This window comes from Arthrobacter sp. TJ-240 (assembly GCF_058269195.1).
The window spans coordinates 32,900-56,813 of record NZ_JBZCNG010000004.1 but is presented as its reverse complement, the minus strand read 5'-3'; the positions used below and the strand labels follow the sequence as shown (position 1 = coordinate 56,813).

Sequence of the window (23,914 nt, the reverse complement as noted above, 5' to 3'; positions counted from 1 at the left end):
CCGCGGAGGGTCTGACTGATGGACTGGGAACTGCTGCGCACCTCCTTCTGGCCCATGCTCTCCGGCGGTCTGACGGGCACCATCCCGCTCTCGCTCGCCTCCTTCGCGATCGGCCTGGCGCTGGCTCTGGTCATCGCGCTCATGCGGATCAGCGGCAATGCGGTGCTCTCAGGGATCGCCCGCTTCTACGTCTCGGTGATCCGCGGCACCCCCCTGCTGGTGCAGCTGTTCGTCATCTTCTACGGGCTGCCGTCCATCGGCCTGACCATCGATCCGTGGCCGAGCGCGATCATCGCGTTCTCGCTCAACGTCGCGGGCTACGCCGCGGAGATCCTGCGCGCCGCGATCCTCTCCGTTCCGAAGGGCCAGTGGGAGGCGGGCTACACCATCGGCATGTCCCGTGCGCTCACCCTGCGCCGCGTCATCCTGCCGCAGGCCGCCCGCGTCTCGGTGCCGCCGCTCTCCAACACGTTCATCAGCCTCGTCAAGGACACGTCCCTGGCGTCGCTGATCCTCGTGACGGAGCTGTTCCGTGAGGCCCAGCAGATCGCCGCGTTCTCGCAGCAGTTCATGCTGCTCTACGTCGAGGCCGCCGCCATCTACTGGGTGTTCTGCCTCGTCCTGTCCAGCGGCCAGTCCGCACTCGAGAAGAGATTGGACCGCTATGTCGCCCACTGAGCCCCTCCTGACCGTCACCGGCCTGCAGAAGTCGTTCGGCGACACCCGGGTGCTGAAGTCCATCGACCTGCGCATCGGCAGCGGTCAGGTGGTCGCGCTCGTCGGTCCGTCCGGCTCCGGCAAGACCACCGTGCTGCGGTGCCTCAACGGCCTCGAGACGCCCGACGGCGGGACCGTGGCCTTCAGCGGCGGCCCGTCCGTGGAGTTCGGCGGCAAGGCCACCAGGAAGGAGGCGCTGTCGCTGCGGGACCGCAGCGCCATGGTCTTCCAGAACTACAACCTCTTCCCCCACATGACGGTCCTGGAGAACATCATCGAGGGCCCCGTCCGGGTGCGGAAGCGGCCCCGCAAGGACGCCGTCGCGGACGCCGAGCGGCTCCTCGGGCGGGTGGGCCTCGCTGCGAAGCGGGACGACTATCCGTTCAACCTCTCCGGCGGCCAGCAGCAGCGTGTCGGGATCGTCCGTGCGCTGGCGCTGCAACCGGATCTGCTGCTGTTCGACGAGCCGACGTCGGCCCTCGACCCCGAGCTCGTCGGCGAGGTGCTCACCGTCATCAAGGAACTCGCCGAGGAGCAGTGGACCATGGTGATCGTGACACACGAGCTGGCCTTCGCCCGCGAGGTCGCCGACGAGGTCGTCTTCATGGACGGCGGCGTCGTCGTGGAGCACGGCCACCCCGACCGGGTGCTGCGCAATCCGCGTGAGGAACGGACGCGCCGGTTCGTCCAGCGCCTGCTCAACCCGTTCTAGGCCCTCAGGCCACGATCCGGTCGGGGTGGGAGTAGCAGTTCAGCGTCGTGCCGCGGCTGAAGCCCACGAGCGTGAGTCCGGCATCGTCGGCGAGGTCCGCCGCGAGCGACGAGGGCGCGCTGACGGCCGCCAGCACGGGGATGCCGGCGAGCTGCGCCTTCTGGACGAGTTCGAAGGACGCGCGGCCCGAGACCTGCAGGATGGTCCCGCGCAGCGGCAGCATCCCCTCGCGCAGTGCCCAGCCCACCACCTTGTCGACGGCGTTGTGCCGCCCCACGTCCTCCCGCAGGCACAGGAGCTCGCCCTCGGCGGTGAAGAGACCCGCGGCGTGGACGCCTCCCGTGCGGTCGAACAGCTTCTGGCTCTCGCGTAGCCGGTCGGGCAGGGACGCGAGGATCCCGAGGTCCACGGGCGCGGCGTCCTCGTGCAGGTCGAACCGCGAGGACTTCCGCACCGCGTCGATCGACGCGGTGCCGCAGATGCCGCACGAGCTCGAGGTGTACACGTGGCGTTCCATCGCGGTGTCCGGCAGCTCGACGCCGGGCCGGAGCTGGGCCTCCACCACGTTGAAGGTCTGCTGGCCGTTGTCGTCCACGCCGGCGCAGTACCGCAGGCTCGGCAGCTGGCCGGGCTCCCAGACCACGCCCTCCGAGACGAGGAACCCGGCCACGAGGTCGAAGTCGTCGCCCGGGGTGCGCATGGTCACGGTGAAGGCGCTCCCGCCGAGACGGATCTCCAGCGGCTCCTCCCCCGCCAGCACGTCCTCGCGGCGCCCCGTCTGTGCCCCCACACGGAACTTGGTGATGCGGCGTCGCTGGGTGACCCGGTTCATGCTGTGCTCCTTGCATCGGTCCGTGCCTCGGTCCTAGAACGAGGTTAGTCGACCCCGGGCGGTTACCCGGCCCGCCCGTGTCCCCGCAGGGAGGTGGACAGGAAGCCTCAGGCCCCGGGGGCGGGCCAGGGCAGGGACAGTGCGGGGACGTCGTCGCCCGCCGCGCAGCCCTCGGGCGGGACCACCAGGACACCGTCCGCGGCGGCGAGGCCGCGCAGCATGCCCGAGCGCTGGTGGGTGCTCGGCACCGCCCGCCCGGCCTCGACCCGGTAGGGCACGAGGCGGCTCCTGCCGGGCAGCGGCTCGAAGGCGTCGGCGCTGGCCACCGTCCGGGGCTCGTCGAGCGCGGAGCCGCGCAGTCCGGCGAGCAGCGGCGCGGCGACCGTGAGCATGGCCATCATGGCGGCGAGCGGATTGCCGGGGAGCCCCACGAGGAAACGTCCGTCGGGCAGGCGTGCCAGCAGGGTCGGGTGTCCGGGCCGCATGGCGATGCCGTCGATGATCAGCTCCGCCCCCAGTTCCGTGAGCGCGCGGCGGATGTGGTCCGCGGAGGAGCTGCCGGTGCCGCCGGTCGTGATCAGCACGTCGCCGGAGGCACGCGCCAGCGAGAACTCGTCGGTCGGTTCCGCGCTGATGGCCGCCACGACGTCGTCGAGGTCGTCCTTCGCGCGGCCGGCGACGTCGACATGGCCGCCCAGCATCGCCACGAACCCGGGCAGCTGGGGGCCGAAGGTGTCCCGCACCTGGCCGGGGTGCGGCAGGCCGTGGTCGATCACCTCGTCGCCCGTCATGAGCAGCGACACGCGCGGTGCCCTGAGGACGGCGAGCGTGTCGTGCCCGCACACCGCGGCCAGGGCGATCTGCGCGGGGTTCAGGACGACTCCGGCGGGGATGGCCTCGGAGCCCTCCTCGGCCTCCTCCCCTGCGGGCCGGACGTGCTCGTGGAGCGAGGGCTCGTCGGGTCGTGCGGACTCGTTCCGCTCGAGCGTGTCGCCGCGGACGGCGCCGTGCTCGGTCCGGAGGATGCCGTGAGCGTTCTGCGGGACCACTCCTCCGGTGAGGATGAACGTCGCCTCCCCGGGCGCGAGCGACACCTCCCCGGAATCGGCGTGCGGTGAGGGCCTGCCCCGCAGGTGCTCCTCCGGCTCCGCGTGGCTCACCAGCGTCCAGGGCGGCTCGCCGCTGACCGCCCAGCCGTCCATTGCCGACGACGCGTAGTGCGGGATGGCCTGCAGTGCGTGGACGGGTTCGGCGAGTGTCTGCCCGAGGGCGTCGGCCAGGGTGACGGTCTGGAACGGCAGGGGGCGTCCCGCCGTGTGCGCGAGCGTGCGGGCGGTCGCCCAGTCGACGCCGCGTCCTGCGGCTGCCCCGCTCATGCGGTGCCTCGCTCCGCCGCGGCCTGCGCGCAGAGGGCATCGGCCACCGCCGACGCTGACCGCATGGCCACCTGCTCGTCCGCCTGCCCGCTGCCGACGGCGAGACCGGCGGCGTAGCCGACGACGAACGTGGTGAGGGGCGCCGCCGGCCGTACGACGCCGTGGGCGGCCCGTCCGGCCAGCCCGAGGACGGCGTCGATGTCGACGTCCGTCCCTTCGATCTCGAAGGCGGCGAGCAGCTTCTCGGTCCACTCCTGCAGCAGTTTCTCGCGGTCGTCCATGGGCCCTCCGGGCGGTGTCAGGGGACGTCGACACCCAGCTCTCGTGCGTCCTGCCAGGTGTCGACGTCGTGCGTCGTGCCCGGCGGAACCGGGACGTATCTGGTGCTCACACTAGCAAGGAGGCTTCGCATCGAGAGGTTGTCGGCGGGTCCGCGGGCCAGGACGGCGTCGACGGCGGCGGAGAGGTCATCGGTGCGGTACAGCGCCGCCAGCGGCTGGTCGCGGCCGCCGTCGACCGCCACCAGGGAGGTGTCGCCGCCCTTCGCGGCCTCGGCGAGGAGGACTGCGACCAGCTCCCCGACCCGGGGCATGTCGCAGGCGACGACGGCGCACCACGGCGCCGTGGGCTGCGTCACGGCGCGGGAGGACGATGCGCGGAATCCGGCGACGACGGCGGCCGCCGGACCGGCGAAGGCAGGTTCCTCCCGGACGAACGACGCGGTGCCCGTCCCGGGGCGGCCGTCGTCGGGCACGGGCCCCACGACGGTCAGGTGCAGGGCCGAGGAGAGGGCGGCGCAGGTGCGCTCGAGCAGGGTCTCGCCGTCGAGCACCAGACCGGCCTTCGGGACGCCGCCCAGTCGCGAGGAACGTCCCCCGGCCAGGACGATGGCGTCGAACGGCGGCGCGCCCGGGCTCACGCGGCGTTCTCCGCGAGGAACTCGCTCCACTGCGGTGCCGGCTTCTCGAGTTCGCGGATCTGCCACTGCGGCCCGCGGGGCGGGAGCGGGACCACCCGGAGCTTCCAGCCGAGGCTGCTGAGTGTCTTGTCGCCCTTGGCGTTGTTGCACCTGAGGCAGCACGCCACGAGGTTCTCCCAGGTGTCGGCGCCGCCCTTGGAGCGCGGCTGCACGTGGTCGATGGTCGAGGCGGTCTTCCCGCAGTAGGCGCACAGGTGGTTGTCGCGGCGCAGGACCCCGCGTCGCGTGGCGGTCACGTCGTGCCGGTACGGGATCTTCACGTACCGGTTGAGGAGGATCACCGACGGCCGGCCCAGCACTTCCGTCGGTCCGACGACCGGATCGTCGTCCTCGGCGACGACGCTGGCCTTCCCCGTGAGCACAAGCACCAGTGCCCGGCGGAAGGTGACCACCGCCAGTGGTTCATACCCTGCATTCAGAACAAGAGTGCGCATGAACAAAGCCTCGATGCTGACCTGTTCCCGCAACCGGTTGCCATCCCGGGGTTCGGGAGACGTGCTTCGGATTGACACTGCAAGGGTAAGCAAAACACACGCAGGCGGCTAATCGTCGGGATTCCGCGGCGTCCGTGTGGCGCACTGCAGAATCTGCTACCTGCTCACGCACGGGAGGACCGGCACATCGTGCCGGTCCTCCCGTGATCGTATGCGTCCGCCGATCAGCCGCCGACGCGGATGTAGACGCCGCCCGAACCGAGCTCGGCGGGGGCGATGACCGTGGAGTTGCCGTTGAATCCACCGTGGACGGCCTGGCCGCCACCGATGTACACCGCGATGTGGGCCATGCCCATGCCGCCGTCGGCGTAGTAGATGAGGTCTCCGGGGATGGCCTCGCCGGCGCTGACGGTGCGCCCCAGGGAGAGGTAGCCTGCCGGCCAGCCGTGGAAGTTGATGCCTGCGGCGGCGAGCGAGTTGCTGGCCAGGCGGGTGCAGTCCTGCGTGACGCCCAGCTGGCCCTTGGCCGCTGCGGCGATCGTCGCGGCGACGCCCGACGACGCGGCGGGAGCAGCGGGGGCTGCCGGTGCCGGGGCGACCGGAGCGGCGGCTGCCGCCGGGGCGGCGACGGGTGCCGGAGCCTTCGTGGCCACGGGAGCTGCGGCCTGGACGGCCGCGGGGACCTCGACGGCGGTCACGGGCGCTGCGGCCACGGGGGCCACGACGACGGGGGCTTCGACGACGGGAGCCGGGGCGACGGGGGCCTCGACGACGGGGGCCGGGGCGACGACGGGCTTCGCGTTGACCTTGACCGCGGTCCTGTTGAAGGACACGACGGGCCCGGCGGGTGCGACGACGGCCGCCCGGGCCGAGGCGAGGGAGACGCTGGACGCGGCGACGTCGCGCTGGGGCTGGAGGTCGGCCGCGTTGGCGGCGACACCGCTGGACAGGACGAGGCCCGAAGCGGCGACGATGACGGCGGCCTGGCGGCCCATCCCGGTCGCGTTCGAGGTGACTGCTTTGGCGAGTTCGGAGAAGCCGGCGGCGGACCGTGCTTCTGCTCTATGGCGTGCGGGCATGACGGATGAAGGCATGGGGGATAACTCCAGGTGTGTGTTTCTAGCGGACGCGGACGAAGCTGGCGCCGGGCAGGTCGGCCAGGAAGTGGAGGCCGGTGTTCATACCGTTCAGGCCGCCACTGATGACCTGGCCGTTGCCGACGTAGATGGCCACGTGGCCGCCGGTGATCACGAGATCGCCGGGGGCGGGGCTGCTGACGACGTCGCCGAACTGGAAGAACTGGCCCGGGGCGAGATCGCCCACGGACTTGCCGACCGAGCGCAGTGCCTTCTCGACCATGGCGGTGCAGTCCTGGGCGACGCCGATCTGGGCGTACGCCGAGCCGACCAGGCCGGCAGCGACGCCGGAGGACGGGGCGGGAGCAGGAGTGGGCTTGGGAGCGGGAGCCGGTGCGACGGCGGCGGGCGCTGCGGCCGGTGCCACGGGAGCCGGTGCGGCGACGGGAGCCGGTGCGACGGCGGCGGCCACGGGAGCCGGTGCGGCGACGGGAGCCGGTGCGGCGACGGCAGCCACGGCGGGAGCGGCCGGCGCTGCGACCGGAACGACGGCGACGGGCGCTGCGGCCGGGGCCGGCGCGGCGGGTGCCTGCTCCTCGACCACGGGAGCGGGCGCCTCGACGACGGGCTCGGGGGCGGCGGTGACCTCGACGGCCACGCGGTCGAAGGAGACCGTGGCGGTGGCGGGGACGGTGACCTCGGCCGAGACGACCCGGCTCACGGTCAACGCCGTGGAGGACGTTACTTCGCGCTCTGCGGGGGTGGCCCCGTGGGCCGGGAGACCGGCGGTGAGGACGAGGCCCGAGGCGGCCACGATGACGGCTGCCTGGCGGCCGACCGATCCGGCGTTGGAGGTGACTGCAGTGGACAGGTTCGTCAGCGCACTGACGTTCCGGGCCGCACGGTGGCGGCCCAGTGAAGAGCTATTGGACACGTTGGATTGCCTCTCCCAACGCCTGCGAGGTGAGCTGTCGGATTCGGATGGGAGTCACCCGGCCGCTGCGTGAAGCAGCGACTTAACCCCAAGGATTTCGGTTACGAAACCCAGAAATTGGTTCCCCCGCCTCTGCCATGCGATGGTGCGGACGGACCTCGAGCAATGGCAGAGCTAGGCGATTTGCAGGAGGGTGCCGGATCTAGAGCGAATTTGGCACGAGATGAAAGCTACCTCACAAACACCCGTTTGTCACGTTACGATCACGAAATGGTGTGTTCTTGGTGACGACGCCGGTTCGGAGGACCGTCTGCACACCCGCGCGGCGGCGGCCGAGTCCTCAGGCGGCGACGGAGACGAACACGTGCGAGGCCACCTCGGGCGGCAGTTCCAGGGCTCCCTCGACCCCCGGGACACGGACGGACACGTAGTCACCCACGGATTCGAGATTGAGCTGCGCTCCGGGACGGAGGCCGCCCTCGTCGAGCTGCGTGAGCAGTTCAGGATCCACCTGGATCGGCTCGGCGAGGCGCACCAGGGTTACCTGCTTCCCGGGTGCATACGTGCCCATGGCGGACAGCAGGGTCACCACGCCGTCGGTGAACCGCTCGGACTCGATGCCACCGATGGCCGCAAGTCCGGGGATGGGATTGCCGTACGGCGATTCGGAGGGCTTGCCGAGGAGCTCGTAGAGCCGCCGCTCCACCCGCTCGCTCATCACGTGCTCCCAGCGGCAGGCCTCGTCGTGGACGTAGGCCCAGTCGAGGCCGATGACGTCGCTGAGCAGCCGTTCCGCCAGGCGGTGCTTCCTCATGACGCCCGTGGCCCTGTGGCGGCCCAGCTCGGTGAGCTCGAGATGCCGGTCACCGGAGACGACCACGAGACCGTCACGCTCCATGCGGCCGATGGTCTGGGAGACGGTCGGACCCGAGTGGCGGAGGCGCTCGGCGATGCGCGCGCGGAGGGCGACGATGTTCTCTTCCTCGAGTTCAAGGATGGTCCGCAGGTACATCTCGGTGGTGTCGATGAGGTCCGTCATGCGGTTCAGCTCCTTGGTGCGGTGCGGTGCGGGTGCGCGGCTGGAATGCCTCACGCCGGTGAGGCAGGCCAAAGCCGCCACGGACTGCTCCGCCCCACGCCCCCCAAGGTTAACCCATGGCGCAACGGCCCCGGCAATCGGGCGGAGCGCGGTCAGGGCGGCTTCCCGCAGCCGGTTAACAAATGGAGGGCCCGGGACCGCTGGGGCAGAATGAGGCCGTACCTGCCGCCCAACAGCTGGAGCATCGCATGAGTGACTCGCCCCGTATTCCCGACCACCTCCTGCCCTCGGACGGCCGTTTCGGCGCGGGCCCGTCGAAGGTCAGGAGCGGCCAGGTGGACGCGCTCGTGGCGGCGGGGCGGTCGCTGCTCGGGACCTCGCACCGGCAGGCTCCTGTCCGGGACCTCGTCGGCCGGGTCCGGACGGGTCTCAGCACGTTCTTCGGCGCCCCCGACGGGTACGAGGTGGTCCTCGGCGTCGGCGGCTCCACCGCGTTCTGGGACGTCGCCACGTTCGGGCTCGTCGAGCGGAAGGCGCAGCACCTGTCCTTCGGCGAGTTCGGCTCGAAGTTCGCCTCCGCGACGACGAAGGCGCCGTTCCTGGAGGCGTCCTCCGTCATCACGTCGGCACCCGGCACACGCCCGGATCCTGTCGCGGAGGCCGGCGTGGACACCTACGCCTGGCCGCAGAACGAGACGTCCACCGGTGTCGCCGCTCCGGTCCGGAGGATCGACGGCGCCGACGACGGCGCACTCGTGATCGTCGACGCGACCTCCGCAGCAGGCGGGCTCGACGTGGACGTGGCGCAGGCCGATGTCTACTACTTCGCGCCGCAGAAGAACTTCGCGTCCGACGGCGGCCTGTGGCTGGGGCTCTTCTCCCCCGCGGCACTCGAACGCGCCGCGCGGATCGATGCCGGCGACCGATGGATCCCGGATTTCCTGAACCTCCAGACCGCCATCGACAACTCGCGCCTGAACCAGACCTACAACACGCCGTCGCTGTCCACGCTCGTGACGCTCGATGCCCAGGTGCAGTGGCTCAACGCGCAGGGCGGACTGCCCTTCGCCACCGCACGGACGGCGGATTCGGCGGGGCGCCTGTACCGCTGGGCCGAGGCGTCCGCCGTCGCCCGCCCGTATGTCGCCCGTCCCGAAGACCGCTCGAACGTGATCGTGACCGTGGATTTCGACGACGCCGTGGATGCAGCACGTATCGCCGCGATCCTCCGGGCCAACGGGATCGTCGACGTGGAGCCCTATCGCAAGCTGGGCCGCAACCAGCTCAGGGTCGCCACGTTCGTGGCGATCGAGCCCGACGACGTCTCGGCCCTGATCGCCTGCATCGATCACGTCGTCGAGAACCTGCTCTAGGGCCGGTCGCCCACAGGCCCGCACCATGGGGACGACATCGCGCGACTGGTCCTCCACATTCACGTCCTGCTCCGCGGAATAGAACATGTGTTCCATAAAGTGGAGCCATGGCCATCGCACCGACCGAACCGCTGACGCGGGCAGGCAGTTCGCTGGATTCGGCGCGCACAGCCCTTGCCGACTGTGCGCGTGCCATCAGCTGTCGGCACCATGGCCTCTCCAGGACCAAGGCCCGCGACCTCGTCGTCGAGGTCGAGAACGTGTCCAGGATCGTCGATCGCCTGCAGATCCGCCCTGGCTGCGGTCGTACTGCCCGCCCTGTCCGGCCCCGGCCTCCCGGCGACTGGCGGACACCGCCCACATGTCATGGTGACGATCGCCTACCAGGATCTCGTCGACATGACCGAGTAGGCCGGCTCCGCTGTGTTCTCGGTACAGGCCAGTGCCCGCACCATCAGGAAACTCGCCTGCGACGCCGGCCTCATCCCGGTGGTCCTGGGAGGAAGCGGCCAGGTGCTGGATCTCGGGCTCAGCGGCTCTTTCCTCCCCACCTCCGCCGTGCCCTGGTCGCACGTGACGGGGGCTGCGCCTTCCCCGACTGCTCGATCCCCGCCAGCTGGTGCGAAGCCCATCACCTGACACCCTGGTGCCGTGGCGGATCCACCAGCATCGACAACGGCGTCCTGCTGTGCTCGCACCACCATCACACCGTTCATCAGGGCACCCGGGACGTCCGCTCACGGGCCGGCATCCCGTGGTTCACTCCGCGCACCCTCAGGGGACGCCCGGGCGGACCACGGCGAAACCTGGTCCGGCAGGCAGGGCAGGTCATCGATGCGGAGGTCGCGCATCGACGAATCCTGCCCGTTCCGACCTACCCGGACCAACCGAACCGGTAGGTCCCTGTGGTGGGCGTCGATGATGGATCATCGACGGGCCCGGCTCAGCCGCCGGAAACCCTACGGCGCGTTGTCGCCGGCTCCGGCTTCATGGTCGAGACGCAGGCGGCGCGGTGCGGACCGGTCGTAGCGCAACCGCACCTCGTGATAACGCCACGCCCAGAAGATCCCTGCCGCCGCCGCGATGAGTCCTGAGGCCGCAGCGACCCCGAGGCTCCACCGCGGACCGAAGGCGTCGGAGACCCAGCCGACCACCGGCGCACCCAGCGGCGTCCCGCCGAGGAAGATGGCGAAGTAGAGGGCCATGACACGACCACGCATCATCGGATCGGTCGTGGTCTGCACGTAGGCGTTGGCGCTCGTCATCAGGGTCAGCGCGAACAGGCCCACCGGCACGAGCGCCAGCCCGAACAGCCAGAGGGTCGGTGCAAGAGCAGCAAGGATGCACGCGAGACCGAAGGCGGCCGACGCCCCGAAGACGAAGCGCAGGCGCGGACGGTCGCGCCGCGCGGACAGCAGGGCTCCTGCGACCGATCCGATGGCCATCACGGAGGAGAGGACGCCGAAGACCCCCGCGTCCTGCCCGAACTCGGTGCGCGCCATGGAGGCGATGAAGACGGCGAAGTTCAGGCCGAACGTTCCGACGATGAAGATCGCGAGCAGCACCATCATGAGGTCGGGCCGGTGCCGTACATAGGCGAACCCGGCACGGATCCTGCCCTTGCCCGGCGCCTGCCGCGGCTGCCTGTTCAGCTCGGAACTGCGCATCGCGAGGAGGACGTAGACCATCGCGCCGAAGGTCAGGGCGTTGATCAGGAACACCCACCCGGGCCCGACCGCGGCGGTCAGGAGGCCCGCGATCGCCGGACCGATCAGGCGTGCGCCGTTGAAGGAGGCACTGTTGAGGGCCACGGCGTTGGGCAGGTACTCGTCACGCACGAGTTCGGACACGAAGGCCTGCCGCGCCGGGGCGTCGAAGGCCGAGACGATACCGAGCGCCAGGGCGAAGGCGTAGACGTGCCACAGGACGGCGACGTCGAGCAGGACCAGCACGCCGAGCCCTACGCCGAGGAGCGCCATGCCCACCTGCGTGACGGCGAGCAGACGCCGCCGGTCGACGCTGTCGGCGATGAGGCCTGCCCAGGGGGCGATGACGAGCTGCGGCCCCAGCTGCAGGGCCATGACGATCCCGAGGGCCGAGGCGCTCTGCGGCGTCAGGATGTCGTAGACCAGCCAGTCCTGGGCTGTCCGCTGCATCCAGGTGCCGATGTTGGAGATCAGGGCCCCGACGAACCAGAGCCTGTAGTTGTGGATACCGAGCGAACGGAAGGTACTCATGTTCCTCACCTTCCGCTACGGCGCCACGACGCGGTCACCCGGCGTCGGGGGCTTCCGCGGCGTCGTCGCCCGACGCGGTTTCGTCCGAGGCTGCAGCGGAGGGCGCCTCGTCGTCCTGGACCTGCGCCACGCCGTCGGCCGGCACCGGCCCGTCCGTCTGGGAGTCCTCGGGACGCACACGCTCGGACCATGGCAGCCACTCGGGCGCGATGAGGGACGCCGCGGAGGGCAGGAGACCCACCTCGCACACCGTCACGTCCTTGCTGCGCGCCACACGGGCGACACTCGCGTACCAGTGCCATCCTCCATAGCCCGGCACGAACGCCTCGAACCGGTGCGTGACGAGCCGTTCGCCTTCGACGACCGCGGACACGTGGCGGCCGACCTGCTCCTCGGGAGCGACCTCGAGGATGCCGAGGCGGGCTCGGTCCACGGCGGACTCGAGCACGACGTCGGACTTGGGGATGCGACGCGATGCCCGGGGCTTGCGCGGCGCCTCGCCCGGAGCGGTCGTCGAAGCCTCGGCCGACGTCCCGGCATCGGCGGAAGCAGCGGCGTCGGCAGTCTCAAGGTTGCTCGAGGTCATGATCGAAGCCTACGCGTCGAGGTCGTCGGCGACGGCGCGCAGCACGGCCGCGACCTTCGAGGCATGCGCCTTCTCGGGGTAACGGCCCTTGCGGAGTCCGTTGGACACCCCGTCGAGGAGCTTGATGAGGTCCTCGGTGATGACGGCCATGTCATCGGCGCTCTTGCGCGTGGCCTTGACCACCGACGGTGCCTGCTCGAGAATGCGCGCGGAGAGCGCCTGGGGTCCGCGCCGCCCGTCGGCCACGCCGAACTCGAGCTTTGTCCCGACCTTCACCTCGCTCACCCCGGCGGGCAGCGCCGAGGCGTGCAGGAACACTTCCTTGCCGTCGTCGGTGGACAGGAACCCGAAGCCCTTGTCCGCGTCGAACCACTTCACTTTGCCGATGGGCACGTCGTCTACCTCTTCTTAGCTGTACCGGGCGGCGAGCGCCTGCGGTCCTGGCCCCGATCCGTGAGCGCTCGGGTGTCCCGATGCCCGGGCGCACTGCCGCTCGGTCCGGCCGGGGAAGTCTGTACCCCCTAGGATATAGCGTCGCCCGGGGCCGCCGTCGCCGTGGTTCTTGTAGTCTGGGACAGCTATGATCCCCGACGAACCGGCACCGGCCCGCTCCACCGACCCCCTGCACGGCGCCGCCGATGACGCACAGGACGAGAGATCCCGCGGCCGGTCGGTCGTGCTGATCCTCGCGGTGGCCTTCGCGGCCGTCGGGCTCGTCTCGCTCGCAGCGATCCTCGCCACCGCCTTTCTCCAGGGGACGGTGTGGCCCGGTTTCGTGCTCGCCACTTACTTCTGCCTGCCGATCGCCTTCCTCCTGATGGCGGCGCTCGTCGTCTGGTCGGTTGTCTCCCGCCGCAGATCCTGACCTCACGCCGTTCCGCGAGGACGGGTGAGGCACGCGGACGGCCGGGCCCGTGTCGGAGGCGGCGGGTACCCTTGAAGGAATGTCCGCCATCCGAGCACTGGCCGAAGACCTGGCCCGCAGGAGCGACGACGACCTGCGCGGCCTGCTCGCCGTCCGGCCCGATCTCATCCTCCCCCCGGTGCCCGACTTCGCCGCGCTCGCGGCACGGGCGTCCACCCGCGCCAGTCTGCAGCGCGCCCTCGAGAACGTGTCCCGACCGCACCTGCAGGTCATCGAGGCGATCGTCGTCCTGAGCGACGACGACGGCGGCCCCGTCCCACGCGAACGCCTCACCAGCGCCTTCGCCGATTCGGATCCCGAAGCCATCGACGCCGTCCTCACGGGCCTCCTCGGGCGTGCCCTGATCGTGGGATCCGCGACGGAGGGCTTCCTGCCCGTCGGCGCGCTGCCCGACGCCGTCGGCCCCTACCCCGCCGGCCTCGGCAGGCCCTTCCGCGCGCTCACCCGGTCGATCCCACGCTTCGGCCAGGCGCTGATCCAGGCCGTCCCGCTCCTCGACCCTGCTGCGGCGGACGACACGATGACGAGCGCGTCCGCCGCGCAGGCCCTCACCCTCCTGACGTCGGACCAGGTGGCCTGGGACCGCGTCCTGGCCGACGCCCCCGAGGCCGCCGCGATCCTCCTCCGCCGGTTGAGGGACGCCCCGGTCGGATCCACTGCGGCGGGAGGCGACGGTGGCGCCCAGCCTGCCGTGCGCTGGCTGCAGGACCGGTGCCTGCTCGCACCGCTGGACGCCCTGCACGTGGAGCTGCCACGCAGCGTCGGGATGGCGCTGCGCGGGCACGCGGTCTTCGCGTCCCTCGAGGTCGCACCGCCCACCGCCACGGGAAGCACCACCCGGGCGAGCCTGCGCGACAATGCGGCGTTCGGCGCCATCGCGGAGACACTCCGACTCATGACCGCCCTCCTCGGTTCCGTCGCGTCGACGCCCGTCGCAACCCTGCGGTCCGGGGGCATCGGGGTGCGTGAACTCCGGCGCGTCCGCGAGGCGCTGCGCATCGACGACGGCACAACGGCCTGGCTGCTGGAACTGGCAGCCGCCGTCGGACTCCTCACCCTCGATCCGGACGACTCGCGCTGGAAGACGTCACGTCTCGACGCCTGGGAGGCCCTGGACCGGGACGCCCAGTGGCTCCTGCTCGTCGAGGGGTGGCTGGCCGTGGACCGCGCACCGGCACTCGTGGGCTCCCGGATGCCCGACGGCACTGCGATCAACGCCCTCGCCGCAGAGGCTTCCCGGCCCGACGCCCCGATGGTGCGCCAGCGGCTGCTGGCCGTCGCCGTCGAACTCTCGGGGGCCGCGAGCGGCGACCGGGCAACCGGCGCGGACCCCGCCACCCCCAGGGAGGACACCACCGACCGCCCCGCCGCCGTACCGGTCCTCGACGAGTCCTCCGTCGTGGGCCTCGCCTCCTGGCACCAGCCTCGCCTGCACCGACGGTTCGCCCGCCTGCTGCCCGGCATGCTCACCGAAGCCGCGTCCCTCGGGCTGACCGGCAGCGACGCCCTCACCGGGGCCGGCCGGCTGGTTGCCGAGGGCCGCTTCGAGGATGCCGCGCTCGCCGTGCGCGGCGCCCTGCCCGAGCCGGTCTCCCAGGTGGTGCTGCAGGCGGACCTCACCGCCGTGGCACCCGGGTACCTGCGGCCGGAGGTCGCTCGCGGCCTGCTGCGCATGGCCACGCCCGAGGGCCAGGGCCCGGCCACCACCTACCGCTTCTCCGCGGACTCCATCCGTGCCGCGCTCGACGCCGGCGAGGACGCATCGTCGATCCTCGCCTTCCTGCGCTCCTCGTCGATCACCGAGATCCCGCAGGCCCTGGCGTATCTCGTTGAGGACACGGCGTCGCGGTACGGCAGGCTCCGTGTCGGTCGCGCCGGGAGCTATCTCCGCACCGAGGACGACGCCGTGGCCGCCGCTGTGCTGGCCGATCCGCGGGCCGCGGTGCTCGGCGTCGTCCGGATCGCACCGACCGTCCTGGTCTCACCCGCCTCCGCGCCGGAGCTGACCGCACTCCTGCGGGATCTCGGGTTCTCCCCCGCATCGGACGCCGACGCCGTCGGGCCCTCCCCTGCACCGGGCGATCCGGTCACGGCGGCCCGTGTACCGGCCGACCAGCTGAGATCACGGCTGAACCCCTGGTCGGTGGCCGAGGAGGAGATCGCCACGCAGGTCGAAGCCCTGCGCTCGGCGAAGCCGGTCGCCGCAGACCCTGCGGGCGGCTCCGACAGCGAGACGCTCCTCGGGCTGGAGACACTGCGTGCGGCCATCCGGTCCCGCAGCCGCATCCGCCTCGGCACCGCCGACAGCGAGGGGAATCACGTACGCCAGGTCCTTGTTCCACTCTCGGTGTCGGGTGGCCGCCTGCGCGTGGTCGATCCCGAGACGCAGGTGGAGAAAGTCGTGTCCGTGCATCGTGTCATGGACGTCGAGATCCTCGAAGGGAGCATCGCAGATGGCTGACGGGCCGTTGATCGTCCAGAGTGACAAGACCATCCTGCTCGAGGTGGACCACGAGCAGGCCACCGAGGCGCGGCATGCGATCGCCGCGTTCGCGGAGCTCGAACGTGCCCCCGAGCACGTGCACAGCTACCGCCTCACGCCGTTGGGCCTGTGGAACGCACGCGCTGCAGGGCTCGACGCCGAGCGCGTCCTCGACACGCTCCTGAAGTACTCGCGCTTCCCGGTGCCGCATGCCCTCCTGATCGACATCGAGGACACCATGTCCCGGTACGGCCGACTCCGCCTCGAGAAGGACCCGCAGCACGGACTCGTGCTGCGCACCACCGACTACCCCGTGCTCGAGGAGGTCCTGCACGCCAAGAAGATCCAGCCGCTGCTCGGCCCGAGGATCGACGGCGAGACCGTCGTCGTCCACTCCTCGCAGCGCGGCCAGCTCAAGCAGCTGCTGCTCAAGCTCGGCTGGCCCGCCGAGGATCTCGCGGGTTACGTGGACGGCACACCGCACCCCATCGTGCTCGACGAGGACGGGTGGGCGCTCCGCCCGTACCAGCAGCTCGCCGTCGAGAACTTCTGGTCGGGCGGCTCCGGGGTCGTCGTCCTGCCCTGCGGCGCGGGGAAGACACTCGTGGGAGCGGCCGCGATGGCGACGAGCCAGACCACCACGCTGATCCTCGTGACCAATACGGTGTCGGCACGGCAGTGGAAGGACGAGCTGCTCAAGCGCACCTCGCTCACCGAGGAGGAGATCGGCGAGTACTCCGGCGCCGTGAAGCAGGTGCGGCCCGTGACCATCGCGACCTATCAGGTCCTCACGACCAAGCGCGGCGGACTCTACCCGCACCTCGAACTGCTCGACGCCAACGACTGGGGCCTGATCGTCTACGACGAGGTCCACCTCCTGCCGGCCCCCATCTTCAAGATGACCGCCGATCTCCAGGCGCGCCGCCGGCTCGGCCTCACGGCCACCCTCGTCCGCGAGGACGGCCGCGAGGGCGAGGTGTTCTCGCTGATCGGCCCGAAGCGGTACGACGCACCGTGGAAGGACATCGAGGCACAGGGCTACATCGCCCCGGCCGACTGCGTGGAGGTGCGGGTTGACCTGCCGCGCGACGAGCGTGTCGCCTACGCCATGGCCGAGGACGCCGACAAGTACCGCCTGTGCTCGACGTCGGACACGAAGTCGGACGTGGTGGAGAAACTCGTCGCGGCGCACAAGGGCGAGCAGCTCCTCGTCATCGGCCAGTACATCGACCAGCTCGACGACCTCGCGGCACGGCTCGACGCCCCGGTGATCAAGGGTGAGACGACGGTCAAGGAGCGGCAGCGGCTCTTCGACGCCTTCCGGGCGGGCGACGTGCACGTACTCGTGGTGTCGAAGGTCGCGAACTTCTCGATCGACCTGCCCGAGGCATCCGTGGCGATCCAGGTCTCCGGTTCGTTCGGGTCACGGCAGGAGGAGGCCCAGCGCCTGGGACGCCTGCTGCGGCCCAAGGCCGATGGCCGCGCCGCCCGCTTCTACACCGTGGTCGCACGGGATACCCTGGATCAGGACTTCGCGGCGAAGCGCCAGCGGTTCCTCGCCGAGCAGGGCTACGCATACCGGATCCTCGATGCCGCATCGATCGGGGACGCGCCCGACAAGGAGCGCGGGGACGCCCCGACCGGGGAGAACTAGCCCAGCGTCCAGAGAGCAACCCAACAGGAATGGTCCAGCCAATTCACAGCCAACCTGCGGATACTGGTGGGGTGAAGAAATCAGCCCCCGAAGCGAAACTGCTGGTCGTCGACGACGAACCGAACATCCGCGAGCTCCTGTCGACCTCGCTCCGGTTCGCCGGTTTCGACGTCGTCGCCGCGGCGAACGGGCGTGACGCCCTCGCCGCCGCCGAGACGCACAATCCCGATCTCGCCGTACTCGACGTCATGCTCCCCGACATGGACGGCTTCACGGTCACGCGGCGGCTGCGTGCTGCCGGTCGTCACTTCCCCGTGGTCTTCCTGACCGCCCGCGACGACACCGACGACAAGGTCACCGGCCTGACGGTCGGCGGCGACGACTACGTCACGAAGCCGTTCAGCCTCGACGAGGTCGTGGCCCGCATCCGGGCCGTCCTGCGCCGCACACATCCCCTGGAGGACGACGACGCCGTGATCCGCGTCGACGACCTCGAACTCGACGACGATGCCCACGAGGTCCGGCGCGGCGGGGAGACGATCGACCTCTCGCCCACCGAGTTCAAGCTCCTGCGCTACCTCATGATGAATCCGAACCGCGTGCTCTCGAAGGCGCAGATCCTCGACCACGTCTGGGAGTACGACTTCAACGGCGACGCCTCGATCGTGGAGTCCTACATCTCGTACCTGCGCCGGAAGATCGACCGGAACCCCGATGCGGTGGCGCTGATCCAGACCAAGCGCGGCGTGGGTTACCTGCTCCGCACCGCCGACAAGCGGTAGCGCCACCCCTTGATCAAGCGCTGGAACGCGGCGTCGCTCCGCTCGCAGCTCGTGGCGATCATCATGCTCCTCATGATCGTCACGGTGGGCATCACGGGCCTCGCCACGGTCTCCCTCCTGCGCGACGGCCTGATCGACCGGGTGGACGCCGACCTCCAGAGCAACGCACGCGCCGTCGCCGCCGAGATCTACACCGCGGAACCGCAGGCGGACGGCGCCGTCCTGCGGTACTACGCGGCCGTGCTGGACCGGAACGGCACCAAGCTCGTGGCGAACCAGTCCGATGACGCCGAGGACATCCCCGACCTCGAGGGCATCACGCCGGAACGCATCATCGCCCTCGACGGTGCCGGCTTCGACGTCGCCAGCACCGGTGACGACAGCCAGGGCTGGCGCGTACGGATCTTCCGGTTCGCGAACACCGAGGGCTACCTCGCCATCGCCTCCCGGCTCAACACCGTCAACGAGTCGCTGCAGGAAGCCGGGGAGATCATCTTCACCTCGGGCCTGATCACCACGGCACTGGCCTCCCTCATCGCCTTCGTCGCCGTGACCCGGCAGTTCGCACCCCTCGCCCGGGTGGAGCGCACCGCTGCCGCCATCGCCGCCGGCGATCTCTCCCGCCGCGTCGCCGTCGAGCGTCCCTCCACCGAGATCGGCCGATTGTCCCGGTCCCTCAACGCGATGCTGGCGCACATCGAGCGTGCGTTCGCCGCCCGGACGATGTCGGAGACCAAGATGCGACGCTTCGTCGCGGACGCGTCTCACGAGCTGAGGACACCGCTCGTCACCATCCGCGGCTACTCGGAGCTCTACCGGCACGGCGCCCTGCAGAAGGAGGAGGATGTCGCTGCTGCCATGGGGCGCATCGAGAGCGAGGCGATCCGCATGGGCCAACTGGTCGAGGACCTCCTGACCCTCGCGAGGATCGACGAGCAGCGCCCCCTCGAGGTGAAGCCCGTGGACCTCATGGTGCTCGGCCACGACGCCGCGTTCGACGCCCGCGCCACGGCGCCCGATCGGACCATCACGGTCATCGGGCTCGACGGCGGCCACCCGCGCTCCGCGCCCACCAGGGGTGACGAGGCCCGCCTGCGCCAGGTGGTCGCGAACCTCATGACCAATGCCCTCCGCTACACGCCCGAGGGCTCACCGATCGAGCTCGCGGTCGGCGTCGCACCCGTGCTCCACGGCCACAGCGACGCCGTGCTGGAGGTGCGGGACCACGGCCCCGGGATCTCCGAGGACGACGCCGCCAAGGTCTTCGAGCGCTTCTACCGCGCCGACACGTCCCGTCATCGGGAGACGGGTGGCACAGGGCTCGGCCTCGCGATCGTGGCGGCGCTGGTCGCGCAGCACGACGGCTCCGTACGGCTGGAGGAGACCCCCGGCGGTGGGGCGACGCTGTCGATCCGCCTGCCGTATGCGCCCGGCGAGGGTCAGGGCGACGACGCCGATCCCTCGGAGCAGTCCGCCCCGCGCGAGGGGGAACACGCCTACTCGAACGGGGCCACTCCTCCACAGTCACCGTCCGCGAAGCCGGTTGTCCACAAACCCCGCGAGGACCGCTGATCGCTCTCCGCCGTGCCCTAGCGTCGGGGCATCATGCAAGCGCGAGGACAGGGAGCACAGCAATGGCATTCTTCAACGTGGACACCGACGGCCTCGCCGCCAGGAGCAGCCAGGTGCAGGGCACCATCACGAGGCTGCGTGCGGAGGTCGATTCGATGCAGGCCGGGCTGCGCGAGCTCGAAGGCCTCTGGACGGGTCAGGCGGCCACCAACTTCCAGCAGCTGATCCTGCAGTGGAGGGCCACGCAGCAGCAGGTCGAGGAGTCCCTGACCGGCATCAACGAGGCGCTCACCGTCGCCACCCGGCAGTACGCCGATGCCGAGCAGAGCAACGCCCGCATGTTCATGAGCTGACCCGGCCGGGTCGCGCCGGGTCCGCGCCCCTCCCCGGACAGGACGACGCCCCTGCGGCTTCCGTCCGGGTCGCGGACAAGGGAAGGGCGGCACCCCCTCTTCAGGGAGTGCCGCCCTTCTCGAACTGCGTCGGCGGGTAGCCGATGGGGGCTAGAAGCCGCCCATACCGCCCATGCCGCCCATGTCGTCGCCGCCGCCGGCAGGAGCTGCCTTCTCCGGCTTGTCGGCCACGACGGCCTCGGTGGTGAGGAACAGGCCCGCGATCGAGGCCGCGTTCTGCAGCGCCGAACGGGTGACCTTCACGGGGTCGTTGACACCGGCTGCGAGGAGGTCCTCGTACACGCCGGTCGCCGCGTTGAGGCCGTGACCCGCAGGCAGGCCACGGACCTTGTCGACGACGACGCCGGGCTCGAGGCCTGCGTTGAAGGCGATCTGCTTCAGCGGTGCGTCGATGGCGACCCGGACGATGTTGGCGCCCGTGGCCTCGTCACCCGTGAGCTCCAGGTTGGCGAATGCCTTGGCACCGGCCTGGATGAGGGCAACGCCACCACCGGCGACGATGCCTTCCTCGACGGCTGCCTTCGCGTTGCGGACGGCGTCCTCGATACGGTGCTTGCGCTCCTTGAGCTCGACCTCCGTGGCTGCGCCGGCCTTGATGACTGCGACACCGCCGGCCAGCTTGGCCAGGCGCTCCTGCAGCTTCTCGCGGTCGTAGTCGGAGTCGGAGTTCTCGATCTCGGCACGGATCTGGGCCACGCGACCGGCGATGGCGTCGGCGTCGCCGGCTCCCTCGACGATCGTGGTCTCGTCCTTGGTCACGACGACCTTGCGTGCGGTACCGAGCAGGTCGAGGGTGGCGGTCTCGAGCTTGAGACCCACTTCCTCGGCGATGACCTGGCCGCCGGTGAGGATGGCGATGTCGGCGAGCTGCGCCTTGCGGCGGTCACCGAAGCCCGGAGCCTTCACGGCGACGGACTTGAAGGTGCCGCGGATCTTGTTGACCACGAGGGTCGCGAGGGCTTCGCCTTCGATGTCCTCGGCGATGATCAGCAGCGGCTTGCCGGACTGCATGACCTTCTCGAGGACTGCGACGAGGTCCTTCACGTTGCTGATCTTCGAGTTGACGATCAGGATGTAGGGATCCTCGAGCACCGTCTCCTGGCGCTCGGCGTCGGTGACGAAGTAGCCCGAGATGTAGCCCTTGTCGAAGCGCATGCCCTCGGTGAGTTCCAGTTCGAGGCCGAACGTGTTCGACTCCTCGACGGTGATGACGCCTTCCTTGCCCACCTTGTCGAGGGCTTCGGCGATCAGGTCACCGATCTGCGTGTCACCGGCGGAGATGGACGCCGTGGCAGCGATCTGCTCCTTGGTCTCGATCTCCTTGGCGGAGGCGAGCAGCTCATCGGTGACGGCCTTGACGGCCTTCTCGATGCCGCGCTTCAGGCTCAGCGGGTCCGCACCGGCAGCGACGTTGCGCAGGCCTTCCTTGACGAGGGCCTGGGCGAGCACGGTGGCGGTGGTGGTGCCGTCGCCTGCGACGTCGTCCGTCTTCTTGGCGACTTCCTTGACGAGCTCGGCGCCGATCTTCTCGAACGGGTCGTCGAGTTCGATCTCCTTGGCGATGGACACGCCGTCGTTCGTGATGGTGGGGGCGCCCCACTTCTTCTCGAGCACGACGTTACGGCCACGGGGGCCGAGCGTTACCTTGACGGCATCAGCGAGGATGTTGAGGCCTCGCTCGAGGCCGCGGCGGGCCTCTTCATCAAAAGAAATGATCTTGGCCATAACGGCTTAGGTCCTTTCGGGACGGTTGCATCTGAAGCACTTGAATGCTCTGCCTGTGTGCGGTGCCCGCGACGGCCGGACGACGCCTGAACGATCTCTTTCACGTTCCGGGCGCCATCCCCACCACAGAGGTTTTCCTGCCTCTCCACCCGCAGATTTAGCAGTCTGCGCGCGTGAGTGCCAACTCAATAATTAGCACTCTCACCACGTGAGTGCAACCTGCCGCAGCCCGGGACGGCGACCTTGCGGCGGCTCGGGCAACGGCCGCGACGGAGGCGTAGCGCGGAGAGCATCGAGCGCATAGGTTGGGCGTACAACGAGCAGAAGGGGAGACACGGTGTCGTCGTCAGCAAACGGTTCGGACAGGCAGTCCGACGGGTCATCGCATGAGCACTCCGGCGCGCAGGAACGGGACGGCGGGGCTCCGGGAAGCACTCCACAGGGAACGGGGCAGGGCCCCACCGCCGCGGAGAGCACCTCCCCGCATCGTTCGAGCGCGAGCGACGCCGACCCATCGCCGCTGAAGCCCGTCCCCCGGCCCTACACGCCGGAGAGCGAGGACCCGTCCACGCACCGGTCACCCGCCCAGAACCCCCACGCCCAGGGGTATTCGCAGGGGCCCTACGGACAGCCCTCCCCCGCACAGGGCGGGTACAACCAGGGCGGGTACAACCAGGGCGGGTACAACCAGGGGCAGTACGGCCAGGGGCAGTACGGCCAGGGGCAGTACGCGCCCCAGAAGTCCCGCGTGGTCGCCGGAGTCCTCGGGATCCTGCTGGGCTCCCTCGGCATCCACAGGTTCTATCTCGGCTACACCACGATCGGCGTCGTCCTGGTCCTCATGTCCACCGTCGGGGTGTTCCTGACGTTCGGGCTCAGCGCCATCGCGGCGGGCATCTGGGGACTCGTCGAAGGCATCCTGATCCTGGTCGGATCCGGATCGTTCCGGACGGATGCACGCGGCATACCGCTGAGGGACTGACAGCCCACGGGCCGACCGGCCCGGAGTGACCGGCCCGCGGGACGGGCCGGGGTACTTACTGGAACTCCGGCCCGAGCACCACGGAGATGTACGGCGAGATCCCGGGGCTGTCGGCGAGATCGCCGATGCCCAGGTCTGCCGCCACCGACTCGGCAGCGGAGCGCTGCTCCTCGCCGTTGTAGAAGACCACGGAGGTGTCGAGCGGTGCCCCCGCCCAGTTGCCGGGGAGCACCGACACCCAGCCCTCGGACGCCAGACGGGCGGCGGCCACCGAGGCGAGCCCGGGAGAACCGGTGCCGTTGAGCACGTTGACCGTCTGCGCCAGGTCGGGTTCCTCCCCGTCCGTGCCCGCGGTCGGGGTGGTCTCCGGGCCTGGCGCATCGGTCGCCTCGGCGTCCTGTGTGGCCGATGCCGATGGAGCGTCGGATGCCTCGTCGTCCTGCGCCGCGGCCTCGCTCGGGGCGCTGGTGGGCAGCACTGCCGTCGCGCCGTCGCCGCCCCCGGTGAGGCCCAGCCGGGGAAGGAGGAAGTACGCTCCCAGACCGATCACGAGGGCAAGCACTCCCACCGTGATCTTGAGCCCCAGACCGCCCGCACGCGCCGGGATGAGCCGCTCGCGGTGGACGCCCTGGCGCGCCGAAGCCTCCGGGACCTTGTCGAACTCGTCCCGTGGGTGATCAGTCATGGATGAGGATGTCCTTCGCTCGTGGCCGTCGCGGGCTGGATCAGATGTCCGCGCCGAGGCGGCGGGCGGAGCGTGCCTTCTGGCGAGTGGACCTCAGGCGCCTCAGTCGCTTCACGAGCATGGGGTCGTGGGCGAGGGCTGCCTCGGTGTCGATCAGGGCGTTGAGCACCTGGTAGTAGTGCGTCGCGGACATGTTGAACAGGTCGCGGATGGCCTGCTCCTTCGCGCCCGAATACTTCCACCACTCGCGCTCGAGGGCGAGCATGCGCTGTTCGCGGTCGCCCAGGGCCGGCTTCGGGTCCTGCCCGGAGGTGTCCGAGTGCCTCTGCGGATCGGCCATCGCGCCACCGCCTTCCATCTGCCGGCACAACTGTCACCCCATGGTAGAGGGGAATTACA

25 protein-coding genes and 1 riboswitch are annotated in these 23,914 nt (G+C 70.3%); of the genes, 11 read left to right on the top strand and 14 right to left on the bottom strand.

All coding sequences use genetic code 11. From position 1 onward, the window contains the following. The first annotated feature begins 18 nt into the window (after positions 1–18). Positions 19–678, top strand: a complete 660-nt coding sequence (locus AC4D2C_RS11250; RefSeq protein WP_490914910.1) for an amino acid ABC transporter permease — start codon at positions 19–21, stop codon at positions 676–678. After that, positions 665–1,429 carry an amino acid ABC transporter ATP-binding protein gene (locus AC4D2C_RS11245; RefSeq protein WP_490914909.1) on the top strand — a complete coding sequence of 255 codons (765 nt, stop codon included), beginning with the start codon at positions 665–667 and terminating at the stop codon, positions 1,427–1,429. Before AC4D2C_RS11250 ends, AC4D2C_RS11245 begins: the two co-directional genes overlap by 14 nt. 4 nt (positions 1,430–1,433) lie before the next feature. Here AC4D2C_RS11245 and fdhD read toward each other — a convergent pair whose 3' ends face one another. From fdhD to AC4D2C_RS11205, 8 genes are all read right to left on the bottom strand, one after another. After that, entirely contained in the window at positions 1,434–2,261 is an 828-nt protein-coding gene (gene fdhD / locus AC4D2C_RS11240) for a formate dehydrogenase accessory sulfurtransferase FdhD (RefSeq protein ID WP_490914907.1), read from the bottom strand. A gap of 107 nt (positions 2,262–2,368) precedes the next feature. Next, entirely contained in the window at positions 2,369–3,637 is a 1,269-nt protein-coding gene (locus AC4D2C_RS11235; protein WP_490914906.1) for a molybdopterin molybdotransferase MoeA, read from the bottom strand. Next, positions 3,634–3,918: a DUF6457 domain-containing protein gene (locus tag AC4D2C_RS11230; RefSeq protein WP_490914904.1), complete on the bottom strand. Its 285-nt coding sequence runs from the start codon at positions 3,916–3,918 to the stop codon at positions 3,634–3,636. The genes AC4D2C_RS11235 and AC4D2C_RS11230 overlap by 4 nt, the downstream gene beginning before the upstream one ends. A gap of 17 nt (positions 3,919–3,935) precedes the next feature. Next, entirely contained in the window at positions 3,936–4,556 is a 621-nt protein-coding gene (gene mobA, locus AC4D2C_RS11225) for a molybdenum cofactor guanylyltransferase (RefSeq protein ID WP_490914903.1), read from the bottom strand. Beyond that, positions 4,553–5,050: an HNH endonuclease gene (locus tag AC4D2C_RS11220; RefSeq protein WP_490905236.1), complete on the bottom strand. Its 498-nt coding sequence runs from the start codon at positions 5,048–5,050 to the stop codon at positions 4,553–4,555. Before AC4D2C_RS11220 ends, mobA begins: the two co-directional genes overlap by 4 nt. A 224-nt stretch (positions 5,051–5,274) precedes the next feature. Further along, on the bottom strand, positions 5,275–6,144 hold the full coding sequence (locus tag AC4D2C_RS11215) for an NlpC/P60 family protein (protein WP_490914901.1): 870 nt from the start codon (positions 6,142–6,144) through the stop codon (positions 5,275–5,277). Positions 6,145–6,169: 25 nt separating this feature from the next. Then, complete coding sequence (locus tag AC4D2C_RS11210; RefSeq protein WP_490914900.1) at positions 6,170–7,060, bottom strand: NlpC/P60 family protein; 891 nt, start codon at positions 7,058–7,060, stop codon at positions 6,170–6,172. Between the two features lie 5 nt (positions 7,061–7,065). Then, positions 7,066–7,218: riboswitch (cyclic di-AMP (ydaO/yuaA leader) on the bottom strand. 182 nt (positions 7,219–7,400) lie between these two features. Further along, entirely contained in the window at positions 7,401–8,099 is a 699-nt protein-coding gene (locus AC4D2C_RS11205; protein WP_490905233.1) for an iron-dependent transcriptional repressor DtxR, read from the bottom strand. 248 nt (positions 8,100–8,347) lie between these two features. On the opposite strand from AC4D2C_RS11205, the gene serC reads away from it, so the two are divergent. Beyond that, positions 8,348–9,472, top strand: coding sequence for a phosphoserine transaminase (gene serC, locus AC4D2C_RS11200; protein ID WP_490914898.1), 1,125 nt, complete (start codon positions 8,348–8,350; stop codon positions 9,470–9,472). Between the two features lie 107 nt (positions 9,473–9,579). Then, complete coding sequence (locus tag AC4D2C_RS11195; protein ID WP_490914896.1) at positions 9,580–10,371, top strand: HNH endonuclease signature motif containing protein; 792 nt, start codon at positions 9,580–9,582, stop codon at positions 10,369–10,371. Between the two features lie 60 nt (positions 10,372–10,431). On the opposite strand, the gene AC4D2C_RS11190 is transcribed toward AC4D2C_RS11195, so the two are convergent. From AC4D2C_RS11190 to AC4D2C_RS11180, 3 genes are read right to left on the bottom strand one after another with little or no spacing between them, the layout of a single operon-like run. Next, a complete protein-coding gene (locus AC4D2C_RS11190; RefSeq protein ID WP_490914894.1) occupies positions 10,432–11,709 on the bottom strand; it encodes an MFS transporter in 1,278 nt (425 codons plus the stop codon). Between the two features lie 34 nt (positions 11,710–11,743). Then, positions 11,744–12,295, bottom strand: coding sequence for a DUF3027 domain-containing protein (locus tag AC4D2C_RS11185; protein ID WP_490914892.1), 552 nt, complete (start codon positions 12,293–12,295; stop codon positions 11,744–11,746). A 9-nt stretch (positions 12,296–12,304) separates the two neighbouring features. Next, positions 12,305–12,688 carry a cold-shock protein gene (locus AC4D2C_RS11180; RefSeq protein WP_104051854.1) on the bottom strand — a complete coding sequence of 128 codons (384 nt, stop codon included), beginning with the start codon at positions 12,686–12,688 and terminating at the stop codon, positions 12,305–12,307. 187 nt (positions 12,689–12,875) lie between these two features. Between AC4D2C_RS11180 and AC4D2C_RS11175 the strand changes: the two genes are divergently transcribed. From AC4D2C_RS11175 to AC4D2C_RS11150, 6 genes are all read left to right on the top strand, one after another. Further along, positions 12,876–13,160, top strand: coding sequence for a hypothetical protein (locus tag AC4D2C_RS11175; protein ID WP_490914890.1), 285 nt, complete (start codon positions 12,876–12,878; stop codon positions 13,158–13,160). 79 nt (positions 13,161–13,239) lie between these two features. Next, positions 13,240–15,681 (top strand): helicase-associated domain-containing protein, encoded by a 2,442-nt coding sequence (locus AC4D2C_RS11170; protein ID WP_490914888.1) that lies wholly within the window; start codon positions 13,240–13,242, stop codon positions 15,679–15,681. After that, positions 15,674–17,356, top strand: a complete 1,683-nt coding sequence (locus AC4D2C_RS11165; RefSeq protein WP_490914886.1) for a DNA repair helicase XPB — start codon at positions 15,674–15,676, stop codon at positions 17,354–17,356. The genes AC4D2C_RS11170 and AC4D2C_RS11165 overlap by 8 nt, the downstream gene beginning before the upstream one ends. Before the next feature lie 71 nt (positions 17,357–17,427). Next, positions 17,428–18,138 carry a response regulator transcription factor gene (locus AC4D2C_RS11160; protein ID WP_490905225.1) on the top strand — a complete coding sequence of 237 codons (711 nt, stop codon included), beginning with the start codon at positions 17,428–17,430 and terminating at the stop codon, positions 18,136–18,138. A gap of 9 nt (positions 18,139–18,147) precedes the next feature. Further along, entirely contained in the window at positions 18,148–19,710 is a 1,563-nt protein-coding gene (locus AC4D2C_RS11155) for a sensor histidine kinase (RefSeq protein ID WP_490914884.1), read from the top strand. Positions 19,711–19,772: 62 nt separating this feature from the next. Next, the gene (locus tag AC4D2C_RS11150; protein ID WP_490914882.1) at positions 19,773–20,063 is read left to right on the top strand and encodes a WXG100 family type VII secretion target; all 291 of its coding nucleotides are present in this window, start codon (positions 19,773–19,775) and stop codon (positions 20,061–20,063) included. A 150-nt stretch (positions 20,064–20,213) separates the two neighbouring features. On the opposite strand, the gene groL is transcribed toward AC4D2C_RS11150, so the two are convergent. Then, on the bottom strand, positions 20,214–21,848 hold the full coding sequence (groL, locus tag AC4D2C_RS11145) for a chaperonin GroEL (protein ID WP_490914880.1): 1,635 nt from the start codon (positions 21,846–21,848) through the stop codon (positions 20,214–20,216). 337 nt (positions 21,849–22,185) lie between these two features. On the opposite strand from groL, the gene AC4D2C_RS11140 reads away from it, so the two are divergent. Beyond that, a complete protein-coding gene (locus AC4D2C_RS11140) occupies positions 22,186–22,830 on the top strand; it encodes a TM2 domain-containing protein (RefSeq protein ID WP_490914879.1) in 645 nt (214 codons plus the stop codon). 55 nt (positions 22,831–22,885) lie between these two features. Here AC4D2C_RS11140 and AC4D2C_RS11135 read toward each other — a convergent pair whose 3' ends face one another. Then, on the bottom strand, positions 22,886–23,515 hold the full coding sequence (locus AC4D2C_RS11135) for a LytR C-terminal domain-containing protein (protein WP_490914878.1): 630 nt from the start codon (positions 23,513–23,515) through the stop codon (positions 22,886–22,888). 40 nt (positions 23,516–23,555) lie between these two features. Then, positions 23,556–23,855 carry a DUF3263 domain-containing protein gene (locus tag AC4D2C_RS11130; protein WP_104051863.1) on the bottom strand — a complete coding sequence of 100 codons (300 nt, stop codon included), beginning with the start codon at positions 23,853–23,855 and terminating at the stop codon, positions 23,556–23,558. Positions 23,856–23,914 lie beyond the last annotated feature (59 nt).